The sequence below is a fragment of the Gillisia limnaea DSM 15749 genome, from assembly GCF_000243235.1.
Classification (GTDB): Bacteria; Bacteroidota; Bacteroidia; order Flavobacteriales; family Flavobacteriaceae; genus Gillisia; species Gillisia limnaea.
Genome location: NZ_JH594606.1, coordinates 33,390 through 53,206, shown reverse-complemented (window position 1 = coordinate 53,206; position 19,817 = coordinate 33,390). Strand labels below are relative to the sequence as shown.

General features: G+C 37.8%; 12 protein-coding genes. 8 read left to right on the top strand and 4 right to left on the bottom strand.

Going from position 1 to position 19,817, the window contains the following annotated elements:
- The first annotated feature begins 78 nt into the window (after window positions 1-78).
- The 4 genes from GILLI_RS02055 to GILLI_RS02040 all read left to right on the top strand — a co-directional run bounded on the left by GILLI_RS02055 (window position 79) and on the right by GILLI_RS02040 (window position 6,776).
- Window positions 79-897, top strand: a complete 819-nt coding sequence (locus GILLI_RS02055; RefSeq protein ID WP_006987461.1) for a fimbrial biogenesis chaperone — start codon at window positions 79-81, stop codon at window positions 895-897.
- A 12-nt stretch (window positions 898-909) separates the two neighbouring features.
- Entirely contained in the window at window positions 910-3,663 is a 2,754-nt protein-coding gene (locus GILLI_RS02050; protein ID WP_006987460.1) for a hypothetical protein, read from the top strand.
- 9 nt (window positions 3,664-3,672) lie between these two features.
- Entirely contained in the window at window positions 3,673-4,188 is a 516-nt protein-coding gene (locus tag GILLI_RS02045; protein WP_006987459.1) for a DUF4402 domain-containing protein, read from the top strand.
- A gap of 140 nt (window positions 4,189-4,328) precedes the next feature.
- On the top strand, window positions 4,329-6,776 hold the full coding sequence (locus GILLI_RS02040; protein WP_156798623.1) for a porin family protein: 2,448 nt from the start codon (window positions 4,329-4,331) through the stop codon (window positions 6,774-6,776).
- A 22-nt stretch (window positions 6,777-6,798) separates the two neighbouring features.
- Here GILLI_RS02040 and GILLI_RS02035 read toward each other — a convergent pair whose 3' ends face one another.
- Window positions 6,799-8,844, bottom strand: a complete 2,046-nt coding sequence (locus tag GILLI_RS02035; RefSeq protein ID WP_006987457.1) for an HD family phosphohydrolase — start codon at window positions 8,842-8,844, stop codon at window positions 6,799-6,801.
- A 114-nt stretch (window positions 8,845-8,958) separates the two neighbouring features.
- Here GILLI_RS02035 and GILLI_RS02030 point away from each other — a divergent pair, with 114 nt between their 5' ends.
- Both GILLI_RS02030 and GILLI_RS02025 read left to right on the top strand, forming a co-directional pair.
- Window positions 8,959-10,134 carry an acetyl-CoA C-acyltransferase gene (locus GILLI_RS02030; RefSeq protein WP_006987456.1) on the top strand — a complete coding sequence of 392 codons (1,176 nt, stop codon included), beginning with the start codon at window positions 8,959-8,961 and terminating at the stop codon, window positions 10,132-10,134.
- A 23-nt stretch (window positions 10,135-10,157) separates the two neighbouring features.
- Window positions 10,158-10,907 (top strand): C40 family peptidase, encoded by a 750-nt coding sequence (locus GILLI_RS02025; RefSeq protein ID WP_006987455.1) that lies wholly within the window; start codon window positions 10,158-10,160, stop codon window positions 10,905-10,907.
- Window positions 10,908-10,998: 91 nt separating this feature from the next.
- Here the strand turns inward: GILLI_RS02025 and GILLI_RS02020 are convergent, their stop codons facing one another.
- Window positions 10,999-12,246 carry a tetratricopeptide repeat protein gene (locus GILLI_RS02020; protein WP_006987454.1) on the bottom strand — a complete coding sequence of 416 codons (1,248 nt, stop codon included), beginning with the start codon at window positions 12,244-12,246 and terminating at the stop codon, window positions 10,999-11,001.
- Window positions 12,247-12,269: 23 nt separating this feature from the next.
- Window positions 12,270-14,801, bottom strand: coding sequence for a DNA gyrase subunit A (gene gyrA / locus GILLI_RS02015; RefSeq protein WP_006987453.1), 2,532 nt, complete (start codon window positions 14,799-14,801; stop codon window positions 12,270-12,272).
- Window positions 14,802-15,057: 256 nt separating this feature from the next.
- Here gyrA and GILLI_RS02010 point away from each other — a divergent pair, with 256 nt between their 5' ends.
- Together GILLI_RS02010 and GILLI_RS02005 are read left to right on the top strand one after the other, a co-directional pair.
- A complete protein-coding gene (locus GILLI_RS02010; protein WP_006987452.1) occupies window positions 15,058-17,607 on the top strand; it encodes an ATP-dependent Clp protease ATP-binding subunit in 2,550 nt (849 codons plus the stop codon).
- A 198-nt stretch (window positions 17,608-17,805) separates the two neighbouring features.
- Complete coding sequence (locus GILLI_RS02005) at window positions 17,806-18,177, top strand: hypothetical protein (protein WP_006987451.1); 372 nt, start codon at window positions 17,806-17,808, stop codon at window positions 18,175-18,177.
- Between the two features lies 1 nt (window position 18,178).
- On the opposite strand, the gene hutH is transcribed toward GILLI_RS02005, so the two are convergent.
- Window positions 18,179-19,690, bottom strand: coding sequence for a histidine ammonia-lyase (hutH, locus tag GILLI_RS02000; RefSeq protein WP_006987450.1), 1,512 nt, complete (start codon window positions 19,688-19,690; stop codon window positions 18,179-18,181).
- Window positions 19,691-19,817 lie beyond the last annotated feature (127 nt).

The following is a 19,817-nucleotide window of genomic DNA, read 5'->3' as shown; positions in this document are numbered from 1 at the left end:
AAGTTTTCTTTAACAAGTTAATTCTTAATCGTTAACTTTGAAACCAACGAGATAACATAAAAATCCAGCCCCACGGATATGATAAAAAAACTACTTAGTCCCCTTCTCTTATTTTTCATCTTTATTTTTTCCGGAATTGCAGCCTACGCACAGGGTGATCTAATGATCATGCCAAAGCGATTGGTGTTTGAGGGGAATGAACGTTCCCAGGAGATCAACCTTGCCAATACCGGCAGCGATACTGCAGTGTACGCAATCTCTTTTATAAATTATAAAATGACAGAGAGCGGAAACTTCGAACAGGTGGAAGAGCCGGAAGAAGGTCAGCGATTTGCTACCGATTTTCTAAGATATTTTCCAAGAAGAGTCGTACTAGCCCCCAATGAAGCGCAAACCGTTCGTGTTCAGTTAGCCCGATCTGGAAACCTGGAACCGGGAGAATACCGCTCCCACGTTTATTTTAGGGCAGTGGAAGAACAAACAGCACTTGGTGCTGAAGAAACCGAAGATAGCGAAGGAATTTCCATCAATATCAAAACTGTTTTCGGGATTAGTATTCCTGTGATTATCCGCGAAGGGCAGTCTACAACAGCTATTAACTTAACCGATGTTTCTCTGGATACCGAAGGAGAAATGCCAAAACTATCTTTGGTAATCAATCGCTCCGGAAATATGTCTGTCTATGGAAATTTGACTGCTACGCATATCGCCCCTAACGGCACCGAAACCGAAGTAGGGATGGTAAAAGGTGTTTCAGTTTATACACCTAATTCCAAAAGAATTTTCAGTTTTGAACTAAGAAATGCCAGAGAGGTAGATTTGAACTCCGGGACTTTAAAAGTAAGTTATGCAGAAGATAAGGGAGATACTTTAGCTACTACAGAAATAGATCTGTAAGGATTCTAGCCTATGAAAAAAAATTACCCGGAACTTTCTTTTTTCTTTAGACCAGGCTTAGCATTGGTTGTTTTTTTATTTTTTTCACTTTTTACTTCAGCTCAGGGCGATCTAATTGTAAATGGAAATCATACTGTTCCTGCTGACAGTCTTGAGCGTTATGACTACGTAGAGCTAGGCACGAACAATTCAATTTTAACTGTCAACGGTACTTTAATCGTTGACGGGGATCTTATTATGGCTGGCAACAAATCTCAATTCAAAATGGGGCCAAATGCGAGGGTTATCATTTTTGGTAATTTCGAGGCTTCCAATCAGGTTGAAATAGCAATTTCAAGTTTTTTAATAATTCATGGGAATTTCATAAAGGGAGGCTCTGATAACCAAGGCGATTTAGATGTAGAAAATGGAAATATTTATATCTATGGTAAAGTAGAGAATTGGGGTGATGATTTTACTACATGCGATGGTGGGTACGAGGGTAACACTAATACTATTCAGCAGGAAGATTGTGACTATGGTACCGAAGAGGACTTTGAAAATAATCGGGATAAATTCCCTGATGATTTGGTAGATCTCATTAATTGTTATGATCTAAGTGCTATTGACAATCAAAATGCATGCCTGGGTGGGTCTGCCACTTTCAGTGTTTCAGGTTCCTTAAATGTTTCTGAAGATGAAGTAACTTTCAGATGGCAGCAAAAAGTTTCAAATAGTGCAATCTGGACCAATATTCCAGGGGAAACTAATATAGAATATAGTATTTCCGAGGTATCAGCTGAAATGGAGGACTATAATTACCGGGTAATTGTAAAACCTTTAGATCCCTCTCAATCAACTTGTAAAATCTCTATTTCCCGTAATGTAAGCCTGTCTATCACTAATGTAAATACCTGGACCGGTACAACAGATACCAACTGGAACAACACCGCCAACTGGAGTTGCAATTCCTTGCCTACCATAGAAACCAACGTAGTGATTCCAGAGAATTTGACTTCTAATAATTTTCCGGTAATAAATGCAGGAACCAATGCTCTTACTAAAAATCTTAGCATTGAAAACGGTGCTTCGGTTAAAGTTAATGAGAATTGGTTACGCATTGCAGGTATTTTGAGTAATTCCGGGTTTTTAGATGCTGAAACAGGAAGTGTTTCTTTTGAAGGCGTCAATGCTCAAACAATTCCTACTTCCGCCTTTAAAAATAATCGAATTCAGAATTTAAGAATCTATAATACTTCAGGAGTAACTTCAGAAGCGATTATTGAAGTTACGGGAACACTTAAAGTTGAAGCGGGTAACTTTGATACAGGCAATGAGCTTAGCTTAATTTCAAATGAAGAGCAAACTGCGCTTATAGATGGCAGCGGAAATGGAGAAGTGACTGGCCGGGTAAATATCCAACGCTATCTCGATAAAGCTTTTGGGTATAAATACTTTAGTTCTCCATTTCAAAATTCTGTAGTTGACGATTTTGCTCCATATATGGATTTTGCTGATCCAACTACTGGTTTTCCACATTTTTATCGATATAATGAAAACAGAAATATTACTATAAATGATACTCTTCGAGATGCTACCGGTTGGGAAGTTCATACAGGGAATCTAAATATTGCCGAAGGCTACGCCCTTAATTTTGGTACAACATCAACTCCTGTCACGATAGAATTATTTGGGGAAGTCAACAATGGGCCAATAGCTGCAAAAAGCCTTCTCAACCACCACAGAACTTACACAAAAGGTTTCCACCTAATTGGAAACCCTTACCCTTCACCTATTGATTGGAATGCCGTGAATGGCTGGACCAGAACTAATATAGATGATGCTATTTATTTTTTTAACGCCAGTGATACCGATCAATACACCGGGAGTTATACTTCTTATGTAAACGATGTTTCTACCGGAAATAACGCCACAAATTCATCTCCAAATATTGTTCCTTCTATGCAGGGCTTTTTTGTAAAAGTAAGCGATTCAGAAACAGAAAATGATGTCACCGGAACCCTGGGAATGAATAACCAGATAAGAATAGCCGATTTTAATCAGGAGTTTTTTAGAGCCAGCGAGCGCGATTTAAAACCGCTGATTAGACTTGAGGCCGGCTTTAAGACTGAAACCAAAAATGATGCCCTCGTTATCTATTTTTCACCTTATGCCACTCAAAATTTTGAAAAAGAAATGGATGCGCATAAATTGATGAATACCGATCCCGCCATACCCAGTTTTTATAATATCACAGAAGATAAAAAGGAATTGGCTATTAACGCTATCCCTTTTCCTGAAAGCAGAAGCTACAAAAAAATCCCTTTAGGTATTAAAGCCGATAAAAGTGGTACAATGAAGATACACCTGGCTTCAATGGAAAATTTGAGTCCAAATTTCAATATCTACTTAATAGATCACTCTAAAAGTATTGGACAAAACCTGAGCAGGAAACCTGAATATACTTTCAATATTGAAGAGGGAATTCACAATGCACGTTTTGAATTGATGTTTTCTGAGGAAAAAATAACGAATCCAGCAATTGCTTTTAATGAGCCTTTTCACGTAGAAGTTCGAAACGGAGACGTAATTGTGAAATTGAATTTGGAAGAAAACCAAGAAGGAATTTTACGTGCGAGCACAATAACCGGGCAAATACTTCAAATTAAATCAGGTGTCGGTAAAGATGAAGTTATATTCGACGGAATAACCAGCAGCGGGGTTTATATTATAAATCTACAAGTTGGTAAAGCTCAACACGCCAAAAAAGTTGTAATCAAAAAATAATAAAACATTATGCATAGTTTTGGTTTTTATAAAACATCTTTTTGGCTATTGCTATTTATCTTTTCAGTGGTACAAATTAGTGCTCAGGAAAATCCTCCTATCCCAATAGAAGTTGAAGTAAGGACTTCCAGAAACCTTAATTTTGGTTCTTTTACCGCAGGTACTTCCGGTGGTAATGTGAGTGTGAGCTGGGATGGCCTGCGCACCAGCACTGGAGATATTGTTGAACTAAGTGCCGGACAACCCGTTTCCGCTGCCCTTTTTGATGTTTATGCAAATCCGGGAACCATAATTCAAATTCAGGATTTTGGGGAAACCGTTTTAACCAATGGAAACGGAGGAGCTATTTACCTCACTTTAAATAGTTTTAGTACAGGACAGCGAACTTTTGTAACCCAGACGCCAAATGCGCAAATGCCTAATGAGATTTTTGTTGGTGGCACTTTGCGAATTCCTTCAGATAATTCAGGAAATTTGCCGGGAACTTATTTCGGAACATTTACCCTCAATTTTATTCATCAATAGCAAGCACTCCCCCATTAATGCACATTAAATTTTGCTCTTTTTCAACTGAGGTTTCTAAAAAATTTTATCTGGGATTATTATGTATAATCCTTTTCGGTTTTTCAACTTACGCGCAGGAAAATTTACCAGAATACGACGAGTTGAGTGTAGAAATGAATGTGCCAGATTTGGGCACTATTGAGATTCCTATCGCTATTAAAGGTCAGGATGCTTATATTCCCGTAAAAGAGCTTTTTGATTATTTAAAGATCAAAAATGAAAAAACCACAAATGGCGTAGAAGGTTTTATTATAAACCCGGATTCCACGTATCGGATAACTCCTTCAGACAACAGGATTCTTTATAAAAATGAAGAATATACGCTTACCAACGAAGATTACATACAAACACCGCTTAATCTCTATTTGAAATCGAATCTTTTCGGTGAGATCTTCGGCCTAAATACCAATTTTTCCTTTAGAAGTCTTTCGGTAACTATGAAAACCGAAAAAGACTTGCCGGTGATCAAGGAAATGCGACTTAGAAAAGTAAGGGAAAATCTAAATCGCGTAAGAGGAATTGTAGAACCAGATACCAGCATTAACAGGCGGTATCCTCTATTTAATGGTGGCGCTTTAGACTGGGGCGTGGTCACCACCCAACAAAGTGATTTTGAGAATGACAACCGCTTATCTTTAGGGCTTGGAACAATGTTTCTTGGTGGGGAAACCAACTTAATGCTGAATTACTCCACACGGGTTCCTTTCGATTCCAGAAATCAGTTTTATCAATGGCGATATGTGAATAACGAAAGTAAATTGTTCAAACAGGTTACGGCAGGACGAATTTTTACCCGTGCAACCTCTTCCTTATTTGCTCCGGTTAGTGGTGTGCAAATTAGTAACAGCCCTTTTCAAAACCGTCGTTCTTTTGGGAGTTATACCCTCAATGATTTTACCGAACCCAGATGGACAGTAGAACTTTACGTCAATAATATTCTTGTAGATTTTGTCCAGGCAGATGCGTCTGGCTTTTACACCTTCGATGTGCCCCTTATGTATGGAAACACGGCTGTAAGTCTTAGGTTTTATGGTCCTTATGGAGAAGAGCGAATTGAAGAACGAAATATCAACATTCCCTATAATTTTGTCCCGAAGAACGAACTTGAATATACCTTAAGTGCCGGAATTGTTGAAAACGATGAAATGAATAGATTTTCACGACTTAATTTCAATTACGGACTAAGCAATTCTATAAGCATTGGTGGTGGTGCCGAATATCTTACAGATGTGAGCAGCGGTGAGGTGATGCCTTTTGTTAATACCTCGGTTCGCTTTGCTTCCAATTTTTTATTTTCGGGTGAATATACTTATGGCGTAAAGGGAGAAGGAATTTTAAGTTACCGCACTCCCAGAAATTTTCAGGTGGACCTGAATTATATAAAATATGATGAGAACCAAACAGCCATAAATTTCAATTACCTCGAAGAACGAAAAATAAGCGTATCAACTCCAATTAGGGGAAAGGATTTCTCCATGTTCAGCCGTTTCAGTATTAACCAGATCATTATGCCAAATACTGAATTTACCACGGCCCAATTATTACTTTCCGGAGCAATTATGGGAATTAGCACCAACTTTACCACCTATGGGATTTATAATGACCGGGTTAAAAAACCTACAATATACAGCTCCCTTTCACAAACCTACAGATTGCCCAATAAGTTCCTTTTTTCACCACAGGTACAATATGATTTTAGTCGGAATCAATTCAATAATTTAATTTTTGAACTGGAACGACCTGTTTTTGAAAGAGGATTTCTGAACATTGCTTATGAAAATAATATTTTAAGAAATGCGCATATCTTTGAGGTTGGTCTCCGGTATATGTTCAATTTCGCACAAACCTCTGTAACATCCAGGATAGGGAATAGAAACACCTCTTTTGTTCAATCTGCCAGGGGAAGTTTAATGCTGGATAGCAATACTGGTTATGTAATGACCAACAATCGGACAGCGATGTCCAGAGCTGCACTAACTATTATTCCGTTCCTGGATTATAACAACAATGGAGTTAAGGATCCAATGGAGCCCTCTGTTCCCGGAATGAAACTAAAGAATACTTTTGGAAAGCTAACCTATAATGAAGATAAAACCATTCTTAGAATTACTGAACTCCAACCTTATGTAGATATGCTGCTGGAAATAGACCCTGTAAGTCTTGACAATATCGCCTGGAGAATTAGTAACCCCAAAATCAAAATACATACCATCCCTAATCAGTTTCAGGAAATCCATGTTCCAGTGGAAGTTTTGGGAGAAGTTGCGGGAATGGTTTATTTGGAAGATAGTTCCGGAATAAGAGGTCAGGGAAGGATTATTGTGAATATTTTAGATACTAACGGGAATATTGCTGCGCGTATTCTAAGTGAAGGTGACGGATATTTCACGTACCTGGGATTAAAACCGGGAACATATACCGCAGAAATCGACCAGGAGCAGCTTTCCAATCTGGGCTATTCAGTAACATCTAAAAACACTTCTTTTGAGATCCTGGTTGATCAATATGGTGATATAGTAGATAACCTTGAATTCAATCTGAAAAATTAAGAGGAAGATCTAATTAAATTAATTATTCAGGATATTCCACCCTTAGGTGAAAGATGTTCTTAAGCTTTTGCTTGAGGACTTTTTTAATGAGTTGGATTTCCTTAAAGGTGATATCAGCATTAAGGAACTGTGCTTCTTCCATTTGTTTGCTGATGATTTTTTCTATAAAGGAATCGATCTTGGCGGTGGTAGGTTCTTTCAGGCTTTTGCTTGCAGCCTCTACGCTGTCACACATCATTAGGATCGCGGTTTCCCTGCTAAAAGGAATGGGGCCTGGATACCTGAAATCGTCCGTGGCAACGGCCTCATTCATTTCTTTTTCCTTCATATAAAAGAAATATACCGTCGTAGTCCCGTGGTGTGTTCTTATAAAATCAATTACTCTATCGGGTATATTATTTTTCTTGGCAATTTCAATTCCACGAATCACGTGCCCAATTATTATTTCGGCACTTTCCCTTGGGGAAAGTTCATCATGGGAATTCACGGAACTCGATTGATTTTCAGAAAAATAAGTAGGATTTTCCATTTTCCCAATATCATGATAAAGTGCTCCTACCCTAACCAACATAGCATTTGCTCCAATTTCATTTGCTGCAGCTTCAGCTAGGTTGGCAACATTAAGAGAATGGTGAAAGGTCCCGGGAGCCTTGTCTGAAAGTTCCTTTAATAATTTAGTGTTGGTATCTGACAATTCCAGCAATGACATATCTGAAACCAATCCAAACAACTTTTCATAAATATAAATAAGGGGCTGTACAAATAAGGTAGCCAATCCCCCCAAAATAAATGTGAGAAATATCTCGTAATCCAGATTCTGGATATTCCCTTCCTGAATAATGGTGAAGGCAAAATATACCAGGATATAAATAAAGGTTATCTGCCCTACTGAAATAAATAAATTAGCGCGTTTATATAGTTCTGATACGGTTAAAATAGTAACGATCCCGGCAATTATTTGAAGAAACATATATTCATAACTATTGGGGACTATAAAGCCTAAAATAAGGACGGTAATAACGTGTGAAAACAAACCTAACCTTGAATCGAAAAAGGCCTTAAGCGTTAACGGAAGGATACATAAAGGAACTATATAAACATATCTGGATTCAAAGTTTACCACCAAAGAAGTAAGAAAAACCATCAATAAAATATTAAAAAAGATGAAGGAAACCTTGACATTATTTTCATAGATATCCCTTCGGTATTTTCTAATAAACAATAACAGCATCAATAAGGCCATGCAAACCAACAAACTATATCCAAACAGGATCCAGTTATAACTGGAATCACTCCATATTTGTGCCTCAAATTCCTGCTTAAGGGAATTTAAAATATCGAGTTTTTCTCCTTCCACTACTTCCCCTCTGGAAATAATGATTGTTCCTCTTTCTATACTACCACGGGTATAGGAGATATTGTTAAGTTTGCTATCCAGCTCTTTTTGTGTAAGTGCCGCATCAAAAATAACATTAGGCTCTATAATGGTATAAAATAATTCCAGCAATTCCGGTTGAATTGAAGCCAAATTAGAACGGGAAATAGCCGAAGTTAAAAAAGCCTGTATCTCCTCTTGTGAAAAAAGCCGATCATAATTAATTTCAAAGGCCTCGGTACCTTTTCTTAAATATACAAGTTGCTCGGGATTCGTGCGTTTTTTTTCTTCAAGGATCCCGTATTGATAAAGGTCTTCCAATGCTTTGTCAACAAAAGTGGTGATTTCGGCTCTTCTTCTGTTGAGTATGCTATCTGTAAAAACCTCCTTAATTTGAGGTTCAATTTCGGATTTTATCTGTGTTACAACTTCTTCATTAAAGGAATAATAAGGGATATTATTGGAAATGATTTGATCCTTTTCCTTTACAATTTCATCATCGGTCTTTAGAATAGCAAAATCAAATGGTGCATATAAGTTTTCATATTGCCATGGCTTTCCTTTTGTGATCTCATATTTAAATTTTCCACCCTTGGGAAGCAGATATACAATAACCACAGCGGTAAGAATAAAAAGAAAAACCTTGTAAAATAAGGCCTGGTTTTTATATAAATTATTGATGAAATTGGTCATTATATCTATTACTATTTTTCAAATGTACTAAAAAATCATCTGAGGTGAGAAGCCTTGGTTTCTTCTTTATAAAATCACTAAATTCGCAACAAGAGAAATTTTAATACTATCGTTATGAAAGAAGTTGTAATAGTGAGTGCCGCAAGGACACCAATAGGAAGTTTTCTTGGAGGATTATCTACAGTTCCAGCCACAAGGTTAGGATCTATAGCCATCCAGGGAGCTTTAAATAAAATAAATTTAAACCCGGAACTTGTAAATGAAGTTTTGATGGGAAATGTAGTACAAGCAGGTGTTGGTCAGGCTCCAGCAAGACAAGCTGCTCTTGGTGCAGGAATTCCGGATACGGTACCTTGTACAACAGTGAACAAAGTTTGTGCAAGTGGAATGAAAGCTGTGATGCAAGGTGCCCAGTCGATAATGCTTGGAGACGCCGATATTATAGTGGCCGGAGGAATGGAAAACATGAGCCTTATTCCTCATTATTTATACCTTAGAACCGGACAAAAATTTGGTCCTGCCTCCATGATCGACGGAATGCAAAAAGATGGACTTGTAGATGCCTATGATCATAATGCCATGGGAACCTGCGCCGACCTATGTGCCAGTGAACACCATTTTTCAAGAGAAGATCAGGATGCTTTTGCGATCCAATCCTATAACCGCTCTGCCAAGGCATGGAAAGAAGGTAAATTTGATAATGAAGTTGTGCCGGTAGAAGTACCTCAAAGGAAAGGAGATCCTGTTATTGTAAAGGAAGACGAAGAGTTCAAAAACGTACGAATAGATAAAATTGCCTCTTTACGACCTGCATTTTCCAAAGATGGAACTGTAACCGCCGCAAATGCTTCAACGATTAATGATGGGGCTGCTGCCATTGTATTGATGAGTCGGGAAAAGGCAAATGAATTGGGATTAAAAGTATTAGCAAGCATTAAAGGCTTTGCAGATGCTGCTCAGGAACCAAAATGGTTCACCACTTCTCCTGCCAAGGCCTTGCCTAAAGCTCTAGCAAAAGCTGGAATAACACAAGGTGATGTAGATTATTTTGAATTTAATGAAGCCTTTGCCGTTGTAGGTTTAGCCAATATGAAACTATTGGGCTTAACAGATAAGAACACCAATGTTAATGGAGGTGCCGTTTCTCTGGGCCACCCTCTTGGATGTTCAGGAGCACGTATAATTATTACTCTTTTGAACGTTTTGGAACAGAATAATGCCAAAACCGGTGCAGCAGCTATTTGTAATGGCGGTGGTGGTGCTTCGGCCATAATAATTGAAAGAGATTAAGTCCAATTTCCAATGTTTAATTGATGCAATACGGAATATGTAACCTTAGCATTGTGCCTGTTCGTATGGAACCGGCTAATGCTTCTGAAATGGTAAACCAGTTATTATTTGGGGAACATTTTAAAATTCTTGAAGAACGCGGGAAATGGAGCCGTATCCGTATTGCTTTCGATTCTTATGAGGGCTGGATAGATAACAGGCAGTTCCTAAAGATCGAAGAAGACCTCTATCTGGAACTGAATAAGACAACTCCAAAGTATTCTGCAGATTTGATAGAACATCTTATAGATGATCAAAACCGGTTTACTCTTATCCCAATAGGATCTATATTAAATGCAGCTCCGGTATTAAAGCAAACCTATGACGGACAAACTTTAAGTGGTTCCAGGGAGAAATCGAATTTAGTAGAAACGGCATCAATGTATCTTAATGCTCCCTTTTTATGGGGGGGAAAAACACCTTTTGGAATAGACTGCAGTGGTTTGACTCAAATGGTTTATAAGTTGAATGGATATTCCCTGCTACGAGATTCAAAACAACAAGCCTCGCAAGGGGAAGCTTTAAGTTTTATAGAAGAAAGTGAGCCCGGTGATCTTGCCTTTTTTGATAATCCGGAGGGTAAGATTACGCACGTTGGGATCATGATGACAGATAACTATATTATTCATGTAGATGGTAAAGTAAGAATAGACCGCATCGACCATTCAGGAATTTTCAATCTTGATTCCAGGAGACATACCCATCAATTAAGGGTTATCAAAAAGATCATCTGATCGTAGATATTTTAGAATAATCAGTCAAGATATAATAAAAAGAGGTTGCCAAAATGGCAACCTCTTTTTAATTCCTGAACAGAGAAAATTATTAATTCTGGGCCTGATTTATTTTTTCCTGAAGGGCGTCTGCTTTTGCATCTTCCCCAATTTGATAATAAATATTCATAGCGGTACGCATAGCCTCAATATTTGATGAATCATTTTCAATTACCTTTTCTAAATATGGCAAAGCATCTATATATATTTGACTACGTTTTTCTGATAATTCATCATATTTTTGAGTATCGGCCTTACTCATTCCCAAAGAATTCATTTCTTCAACGATTGAACCTTCTCTTGAAAGAATGGCAGCAGCTATATTTAAGCGGGCGTCTGCCAATTCCGGATCAAGTTCAAGTGCTTTCTTATAGTAAGATATGGCAGTGTCGATATCTCCTATTTCAAAAGAAGTAACTCCCAGGTTATAATACAAGGTTGGATTGTTAGGATCACTTTCAATAATTCCTTCCATTAATTCTTTATATTTTGCCTTATCACCCATTCTGTAATACATATCAGCTTCAGATTGCAAGAGGCTAATATCACCGGGATTAGCAGCTTTTGCAGCATCAATTGCCGCGATAGCCTTATCATCTTCACCTTGCTGGATATAGATCAAAGCGATATTCTTGGCGATTTCTCCAGTCTTTGGTTCTGTAATACGATCTTCGGGTTTAATGTACTCACCTGTTTTAACCATAAGGTCCCTTTGGGTTTTGTTCATAGCCTCTTCTTCTCCGGTTTCCTTATTTATAGCGACATACTGAGTTTCGATTCCCGTAAATCCAAGGTCTTTTAATTCCTCATAATATTTTAAGGCTTTTTCATAATTACCGGCACTTACTTCGTTAGAAGCAGCGTAATAAAGGTATAGTGTGTCTTGGTTATTTAACTGATATCCTGTATAAAGTTTATCTGCAGCTTTGCTAAATGCCTGATTATTTTGATCATTGATTGCACCTTGAACCAAACTGTTGGTTACAGTGGCTAATCCCTCCGCTGCGGACTCATTTCCCATTTCACGAGCCTTTTTGAAAGCTTCTGCGGCGATCATAAGGTCTTCAATGGATGTATTTTCACCGGTTCCAACATAGGCCTTACCTTTAAAAAGGTAATAGTCTTCTTTATAACTATCGTTTGCTTCAGACAACAAAGGTTCTGCCTGATTTAAAAGAGTTTTAGCTTCCGCAAAACTTCCTTTTTCAACTGCTTTTCCGGCATCCCTGATTTCTTTCTTTTGTGCTATAGCAACTACCGATAAAAAAGATAATGCTAAACTTAGAATATTGGTTTTCATTTGATTTTGGTTTTGATTATTATTTACTCTTCACTATCGTCTACAATTGTTGTGCCATCTGAAATGTCGTCACTGGTATCAGTAGAATTCGCTTCATCCAATTCTTCAATTTCATCTTCATCTTTCATCACTTTTGCAACGGCAGCTATGGCATCATTCCCTTTAAGGTTAATTAGTTTCACTCCTTGCGTAGCTCTTCCCATTACTCTTAAATTTTCAATACTCATTCTTATGGCAAGTCCGGATTTATTGATGATCATGAGATCATCTTTATCGGTTACATTTTTAATAGTGACCAGTTCTCCGGTTTTTTCGGTTACAGAAATGGTTTTCACCCCTTTTCCTCCACGGTTTGTAATCCTGTAATCCTCTAATTTAGAACGTTTACCATACCCATTTTCGGAAACCACCAAAACATTGGCCTCCATATCATTTACCGCGATCATGCCTACTACTTCGTCCTTATCATCTGCAAGAGTTATACCTCTCACCCCGGAAGCATTACGCCCCATTGGCCTGGTTTTACCTTCCTCAAATCTAATAGCTTTTCCGCTTTTTAAAGCCAACATTACCTGACTTTCACCATTGGTAAGTTTTGCTTCAATAAGCTCATCATCCTCCCGAATTGTTATGGCATTAATTCCGTTTACCCGAGGTCGTGAATATTGCTCTAAAGAAGTTTTCTTTACCTGACCCTTTTTTGTAGCCATAATTACATAATGGCTATTGATATATTCCTCATTTTTAAGATCCTGAGTACATATAAAAGCCTTTACCTTATCGTTTGGCTCAATGTTGATCAAATTTTGAATAGCCCGTCCTTTTGAGGTCTTACTCCCTTCAGGAATTTCATAAACCCGCATCCAGTAACATTTTCCATTTTGGGTGAAAAATATCATATATTGGTGATTAGTCCCTGAAAACAAGTACTCCAGGAAGTCTTCATTTCTTGTGGTAGAACCTTTTTGTCCTACTCCTCCCCTGTTTTGGGTTTTATATTCGGTAAGCGAAGTTCTTTTGATATATCCTGCATGAGAAATAGTAATAACTACCTGCTCATCCGGAATCATATCTTCGATACTTAGATCTCCACCGGCATATTCAATAACAGATCTTCTTTCATCACCATATTTTGCCTTTATTTCCAGCAATTCATCCTTGATTACTTGCATTCTTCTATCCTTACGTTCAAGGATGTCTTTTAGGTCTTCAATTGTTTTCATGATCTCATCATACTCGGATCGAAGTTTATCCTGTTCAAGACCTGTAAGTTGTCTCAATCGCATTTCTACGATAGCTTTTGCCTGAATTTCGGATAATTTAAAACGCTCGATCAATTTACCCCGAGCTTCTTCTGCATTACTGGAAGAGCGTATCAATGCGATTACTTCATCAATATTATCAGAAGCAATGATCAATCCTTCTAAAATATGAGCTCTTTCTTCGGCTTTCCGAAGTTCATATTTTGTTCTTCTTACAACTACTTCGTGTCGATGTTCCACAAAATGAAAGATCATATCCTTTAGATTCAGCATCTCAGGACGACCTTTTACCAATGCAATATTGTTTACACTAAAACTCTGTTGTAAAGCGGTATGTTTATATAAGGTATTAAGAACGATATTTGGAATCGCATCCCTTTTAAGGATATAAACGATTCGCATTCCATTCCTGTCTGATTCATCCCGGATGGAGGAAATACCTTCTATTTTCTTCTCATTTACAAGATCGGCAGTTTTCTTGATCATATCTGCCTTGTTCACCTGGTAAGGGATTTCGGTAACAATGATGCATTCCTTACCTTGAACTTCCTCTAGGGAAGATTTAGCACGAACAACAATTCTACCACGTCCTGTTTTAAAAGCTTCCCGCACCCCGTCATACCCGTAGATGGTTCCCCCTGTTGGAAAATCCGGAGCTTTGATATGAGTGATAAGTTCATCGATTTCAATATCGTTATTTTCAATATAAGCTATAGTTCCATCTATAACTTCTGTAAGGTTATGAGGTGGCATATTTGTAGCCATTCCCACAGCGATCCCACTGGCCCCATTGATCAAAAGATTGGGAACTCTTGTTGGTAAGACCGTTGGTTCCTCTAAGGTATCATCAAAATTCAGTCGGAAATCTACTGTCTCTTTGTCGATATCTCCAAGCATATCCTCTGCGATCTTGCGCATTCTTGCTTCGGTATATCTCATTGCAGCCGGACTATCACCATCAACAGAACCAAAATTTCCCTGGCCATCTACCAACATATACCGCAAACTCCATTCCTGCGCCATACGTACCATAGTATCATAAACTGAAGTATCACCGTGCGGGTGATACTTACCTAAAACCTCCCCAACAATCCTGGCAGATTTTTTATGAGCGGTATTGGATCGTATACCTAGTTCATGCATCCCAAATAACACCCTTCTGTGAACGGGTTTTAGACCATCACGTACATCAGGCAGCGCACGTGACACAATGACCGACATCGAATAATCGATGTAAGCCGATTTCATTTCATCTTCAATGTTGATAGGAATTAATCTTTCTCCTTCAGCCATATTTATTATTTTATTTCAGTTTATTTTAGTTCAAAAATCTAACGTGCCAATTTAAGCATTTTCCCAATGTTATAAGGCCTAAGTGCTTATATTTTGATTATTTTTATTAACAAATATTTAAGCGCACTTCGTTGATAAGTTGCTTATTTTAAATTTTGTTTATTAAAAGTAATTTTGTCTATTAGCTAACGACTCATAAACGGGGTATAATTTTTGAACGTTTTTGAGAAAATAAATTAAAGAGAAAGGAAAAAAGATGGATGATAATTTTTCACCCAAAGTAAAAGATGTCATTGCCTTCAGTAAAGAGGAAGCTCTAAGGCTGGGTCATGACTTCATTGGAACGGAGCATTTAATGCTTGGCCTTCTGCGTGATGGAGATGGTAAAGCTATAAATATATTGAACGCGATGGATATTGATTTAAGCCATTTAAGACGAAAAGTAGAAATATTAAGCCCGGCCACTTCAACCGAAACAATAACTTCAAACGAAAAAAAGAACCTACATTTAACAAGGCAGGCAGAAAGAGCGTTAAAAACAACTTTTTTAGAAGCTAAACTTTTTCAAAGTTCTTCTATAAATACTGCCCATTTGTTATTATGTATTCTTCGGAATGAAAACGATCCTACCACAAAACTTCTTAATAAACTTAAGATAGATTATGATGGGGTTAAAGACCAGTTTAAATATATGATAACGAATGAAGATGATTATATGGAAGGACCTAAAGCTGAATCATTTTCTGATGAAGACAGTTCTTCAGATGATGCTTCTAAGGATAACCCTTTTAGCAGTAGCACAGGAAAACCCAATAAAAAGTCTAAAACTCCGGTATTAGATAATTTTGGAAGGGATTTAACCGCTATGGCTGAATTGGATAAACTGGATCCTGTTGTAGGTAGAGAAAAAGAGATTGAACGGGTAAGCCAGATATTAAGCAGGCGTAAGAAAAATAACCCACTACTCATCGGGGAACCGGGAGTGGGGAAATCTGCTATTGCAGAAGGTTTAGCTTTGCGTATTGTAAAACGAAAAGTATCCAGAATATTATTTGACAAACGCGTGGTAACACTTGATTTGGCAAGCCTGGTTGCAGGTACCAAGTACCGTGGTCAATTTGAGGAACGCATGAAAGCCGTGATGAACGAACTGGAAAAAAATGATGATATTATTTTATTCATCGATGAAATCCATACGATTGTAGGTGCCGGTGGTGCCACCGGAAGTTTGGATGCCAGCAATATGTTCAAGCCCGCTTTGGCTCGTGGAGAAATACAATGTATTGGAGCCACTACTCTGGATGAGTACAGACAGTATATTGAAAAAGATGGTGCTCTGGAGCGTAGATTCCAAAAAGTGATTGTTGAACCTACTACTGTAGAAGAAACATTGGAGATATTGAACAATATCAAGGATAAATATGAAGATCACCATAACGTTACCTATACACCGGAAGCCATTGAAGCCTGTGTTAAATTAACCAATAGGTATATGACGGACAGGTTTCTTCCAGACAAGGCAATAGATGCTCTTGATGAATCGGGTGCGCGGGTACATATCACCAATATTGATGTTCCTAAGCAAATCCTTGAATTGGAGAAGAAACTTGAAGAAGTACGTGAAAGCAAAAACGCTGTTGTTAAGAAACAGAAATATGAAGAAGCCGCAAAACTAAGGGATGATGAAAAAAATCTCGAAAAAAATCTTGCGATAGCTCAGGAAAAATGGGAAGAAGAATCCAAAAAACATAAGGAAGTTGTTACAGAAGACAATGTTGCCGATGTGGTTTCTATGATGACCGGTGTGCCTGTAAACAGGATCGCGCAAACCGAGATTAAAAAACTTGCTGAATTACCTGTGCGAATTAAAGGTAAAATAATTGGGCAGGATGATGCAGTGAATAAGGTTGTAAAAGCAATTCAGCGAAATCGCGCAGGATTAAAAGATCCAAATAAACCAATTGGTTCCTTTATATTCCTTGGACAAACAGGAGTAGGTAAAACACAACTTGCAAAAATCCTCGCAAAGGAATTGTTTGATAATGAAGACACCCTCATTCGAATAGATATGAGTGAGTATATGGAGAAATTTGCCGTTTCAAGATTGATAGGCGCACCTCCGGGATATATTGGCTATGAAGAAGGTGGACAGCTAACCGAAAAAGTGCGCCGTAAACCATATGCGGTAATTCTTTTGGATGAGGTGGAAAAAGCGCATCCCGATGTTTTTAATATGTTATTACAGGTTCTTGATGACGGATTCCTTACAGATAGTTTAGGTCGAAAGATCGATTTCAGGAATACCATTATTATTATGACCTCCAACATCGGTTCCCGAAAGCTCAAAGATTTTGGGCAAGGGGTAGGTTTTGGAACAGCAGCTCAAAGGTCGCAAATTGATGATAATACCAGAAGTGTTATTGAAAATGCGCTTAAAAAAGCTTTTGCTCCTGAATTTTTGAATCGAATAGATGATGTGGTTATTTTTAATTCTCTTGAAAAAGATGATATCAGTAAAATCATTGATATTGAACTTGAGAAATTATATGACCGTATCAACCTGATTGGTTACAATTTGACTTTAACCGATAAAGCAAAGAACTTTATAGCAGAAAAAGGATTTGATAGGGATTATGGAGCAAGACCTTTAAATCGGGCGATCCAGAAATATATTGAAGATACCTTAGCCGAAGAAATCGTTACCTCTAATCTTTCAGAAGGTGATAAGATCTTTATGGATCTGGATGAAGAAAAGGGTGCCCTGACTGTGAAAATAGAAAAGGCTGCAAAAGAAACTGAATCTTAAAAAAGATCAATACTATACTTAATGCTTTGAGGTGATTAAATTTACTTCAAAGCATTTTTCTTGTCATCTAGAATAAAAAATGCACACCTATATCTCTTAAATGTTAGGAACTTAAAACCAACCTAGATTTTGTAGGATTTTCTGCTGTTTTATTATTAAATTTCTTACATTTAAGAATCATTTTTTCCCTATCAAAATATGATTGAATCTGCAATAAAACTTGACTTTGGAAAAATCACAATTATTGATAATATTCTAATCGCTGAACTTGACGAAGGAATTTTATTTGATGTTGAGGATAACCGAAAACTATTAAATTTAGGCAATAAAATTTTTAAAGGAATGCCCTATGGCTATATTTCTAACAGGGTTCATTCCTATGCTGTAAACCCGATGATTTACCTTGACTCTTCCAGTACTATGAATTTAAAGGCGATAGCAGTGGTTAGCAGGAATACCGTTTGCCAAAAAAACACCCTTCTGGAAAAGCAATTCTATAAAGAGGAAGATTCTTTCGAAGTCTTTGATACCCTGGAATCGGCTATCAATTGGATTAGAATCAAAATTTAGATCAGTCAAACATTAATTCATTTTCAAAAGGGAAGTTGGCAAGAAATTCTTTGGCATTCCCAATATGATCTGCCATTACCTGGTCCTCTTTTAAAACCGGCACTTTGGATCTAAAATTTTCCAGGATCCCCAGCAGATAAGGAGATGTTTTTGCAGGTTCCCTGAAGTGCAACGCCTGGGAAGCATTAAATAATTCAATCGCAAGTATGGTAGATACATTCTCAATCACTTTGAGGACTTTTGTTGCTCCGTTTGCACCCATACTCACGTGATCCTCCTGTCCATTTGAGGAGACAATTGAATCAATACTTGAGGGAGTAGCATATTGCTTATTCTGGCTCACGATACTTGCAGCCGTATATTGCGGGATCATGAAGCCGCTGTTTAAGCCCGGGTTTTCAACCAGAAACGCAGGAAGTCCTCTTGAACCCGAAACCAATTGATACGTCCTTCTTTCTGAAATATTACCCATTTCAGCCATAGCGATCGCAAGATAATCAAAGCCTAAAGCCAAAGGTTGTCCGTGAAAATTCCCCCCGGAAATGATTTTATCCGCTTCAATAAAAATATTGGGATTATCTGTAACCGAATTAATTTCGGTTTTGAAAGTCTTTCTAACAAAGGACAAGGTATCCTTTGAAGCTCCATGAACCTGTGGAATACATCGAAAAGAATATGGATCCTGTACACTTGCCTTTTCCTGCGCTGCCAGTTCGCTACCGGTCAAAATCTCCCTTAATCTCTCTGCAGTTTTAATTTGGCCTCTATGAGGACGCACCATATGAACCAGTTCGTCAAACGGAGACATATTGCAATCAAATGCATCAATGGAAATCGCGGAAATTACATCGGCCAGATAACATAATTTATAAGATTCCGTTAAGGCAAATACCCCATGCGCACTCATAAACTGGGTACCATTCAATAATGCTAAACCTTCTTTGGATTGCAATTCTATGGGGATCCAGCCAAATTTATCTAAAACCTTTGCGGCCTGGACCTTTTCCCCTTCAAAATACACCTCTCCCTTTCCTATGAGCGGCAAAGCCAGATGTGCTAAAGGAGCCAAATCGCCTGAAGCTCCAAGAGAACCTTGTTCATAAATTACAGGAAGCACATCGTTATTGTAAAAATCTATCAACCGCTCAACTGTTCCCAATGCAATTCCTGAATGTCCATAACTCAAAGATTGGATTTTCAATAAAAGCATCAATCGTATGATTGGCTTGGAAACCAGGCTCCCGGTACCACATGCGTGGGACATAACCAGGTTTTCCTGCAGGCGTGTAAGATGTTCTGAGGATATTTTTACATTGCAAAGGGATCCAAATCCTGTATTTATTCCATAAATGGGCACATCACTTTGTTTAATCTTATCGTCCAGGTACTTTCTCGATTTTTCAATGTTCAATCTGGATTCTTCGCTCAACTCCAGTTTCCTTTTATGGGCGATAATATCCTGAAGTACATGTAGGTCAAGTACCGCAGAGCTTATATAGTGATTGGAATCCATAAATATTCGATTGATTTTGGTTTAGGTTTTAAATCAGCAGAAATTTCCCGATGTTCTTTTCAAAAAAATGGGAATACTGACGTGTCTACCGTTACACAATTGCTAAATTAATTTAATATTTTTCAAT

Coding starts and splice junctions, on each gene's coding strand:
- GILLI_RS02010 (WP_006987452.1), top strand. CDS start 15,058: ATGGATGATAATTTTTCACCCAAAGTAAAAGATGTCATTGCCTTCAGT.
- GILLI_RS02030 (WP_006987456.1), top strand. CDS start 8,959: ATGAAAGAAGTTGTAATAGTGAGTGCCGCAAGGACACCAATAGGAAGT.
- GILLI_RS02035 (WP_006987457.1), bottom strand. CDS start 8,844: ATGACCAATTTCATCAATAATTTATATAAAAACCAGGCCTTATTTTAC.
- GILLI_RS02005 (WP_006987451.1), top strand. CDS start 17,806: ATGATTGAATCTGCAATAAAACTTGACTTTGGAAAAATCACAATTATT.
- GILLI_RS02045 (WP_006987459.1), top strand. CDS start 3,673: ATGCATAGTTTTGGTTTTTATAAAACATCTTTTTGGCTATTGCTATTT.
- GILLI_RS02020 (WP_006987454.1), bottom strand. CDS start 12,246: ATGAAAACCAATATTCTAAGTTTAGCATTATCTTTTTTATCGGTAGTT.
- GILLI_RS02050 (WP_006987460.1), top strand. CDS start 910: ATGAAAAAAAATTACCCGGAACTTTCTTTTTTCTTTAGACCAGGCTTA.
- hutH (WP_006987450.1), bottom strand. CDS start 19,690: ATGGATTCCAATCACTATATAAGCTCTGCGGTACTTGACCTACATGTA.
- gyrA (WP_006987453.1), bottom strand. CDS start 14,801: ATGGCTGAAGGAGAAAGATTAATTCCTATCAACATTGAAGATGAAATG.
- GILLI_RS02025 (WP_006987455.1), top strand. CDS start 10,158: ATGCAATACGGAATATGTAACCTTAGCATTGTGCCTGTTCGTATGGAA.
- GILLI_RS02055 (WP_006987461.1), top strand. CDS start 79: ATGATAAAAAAACTACTTAGTCCCCTTCTCTTATTTTTCATCTTTATT.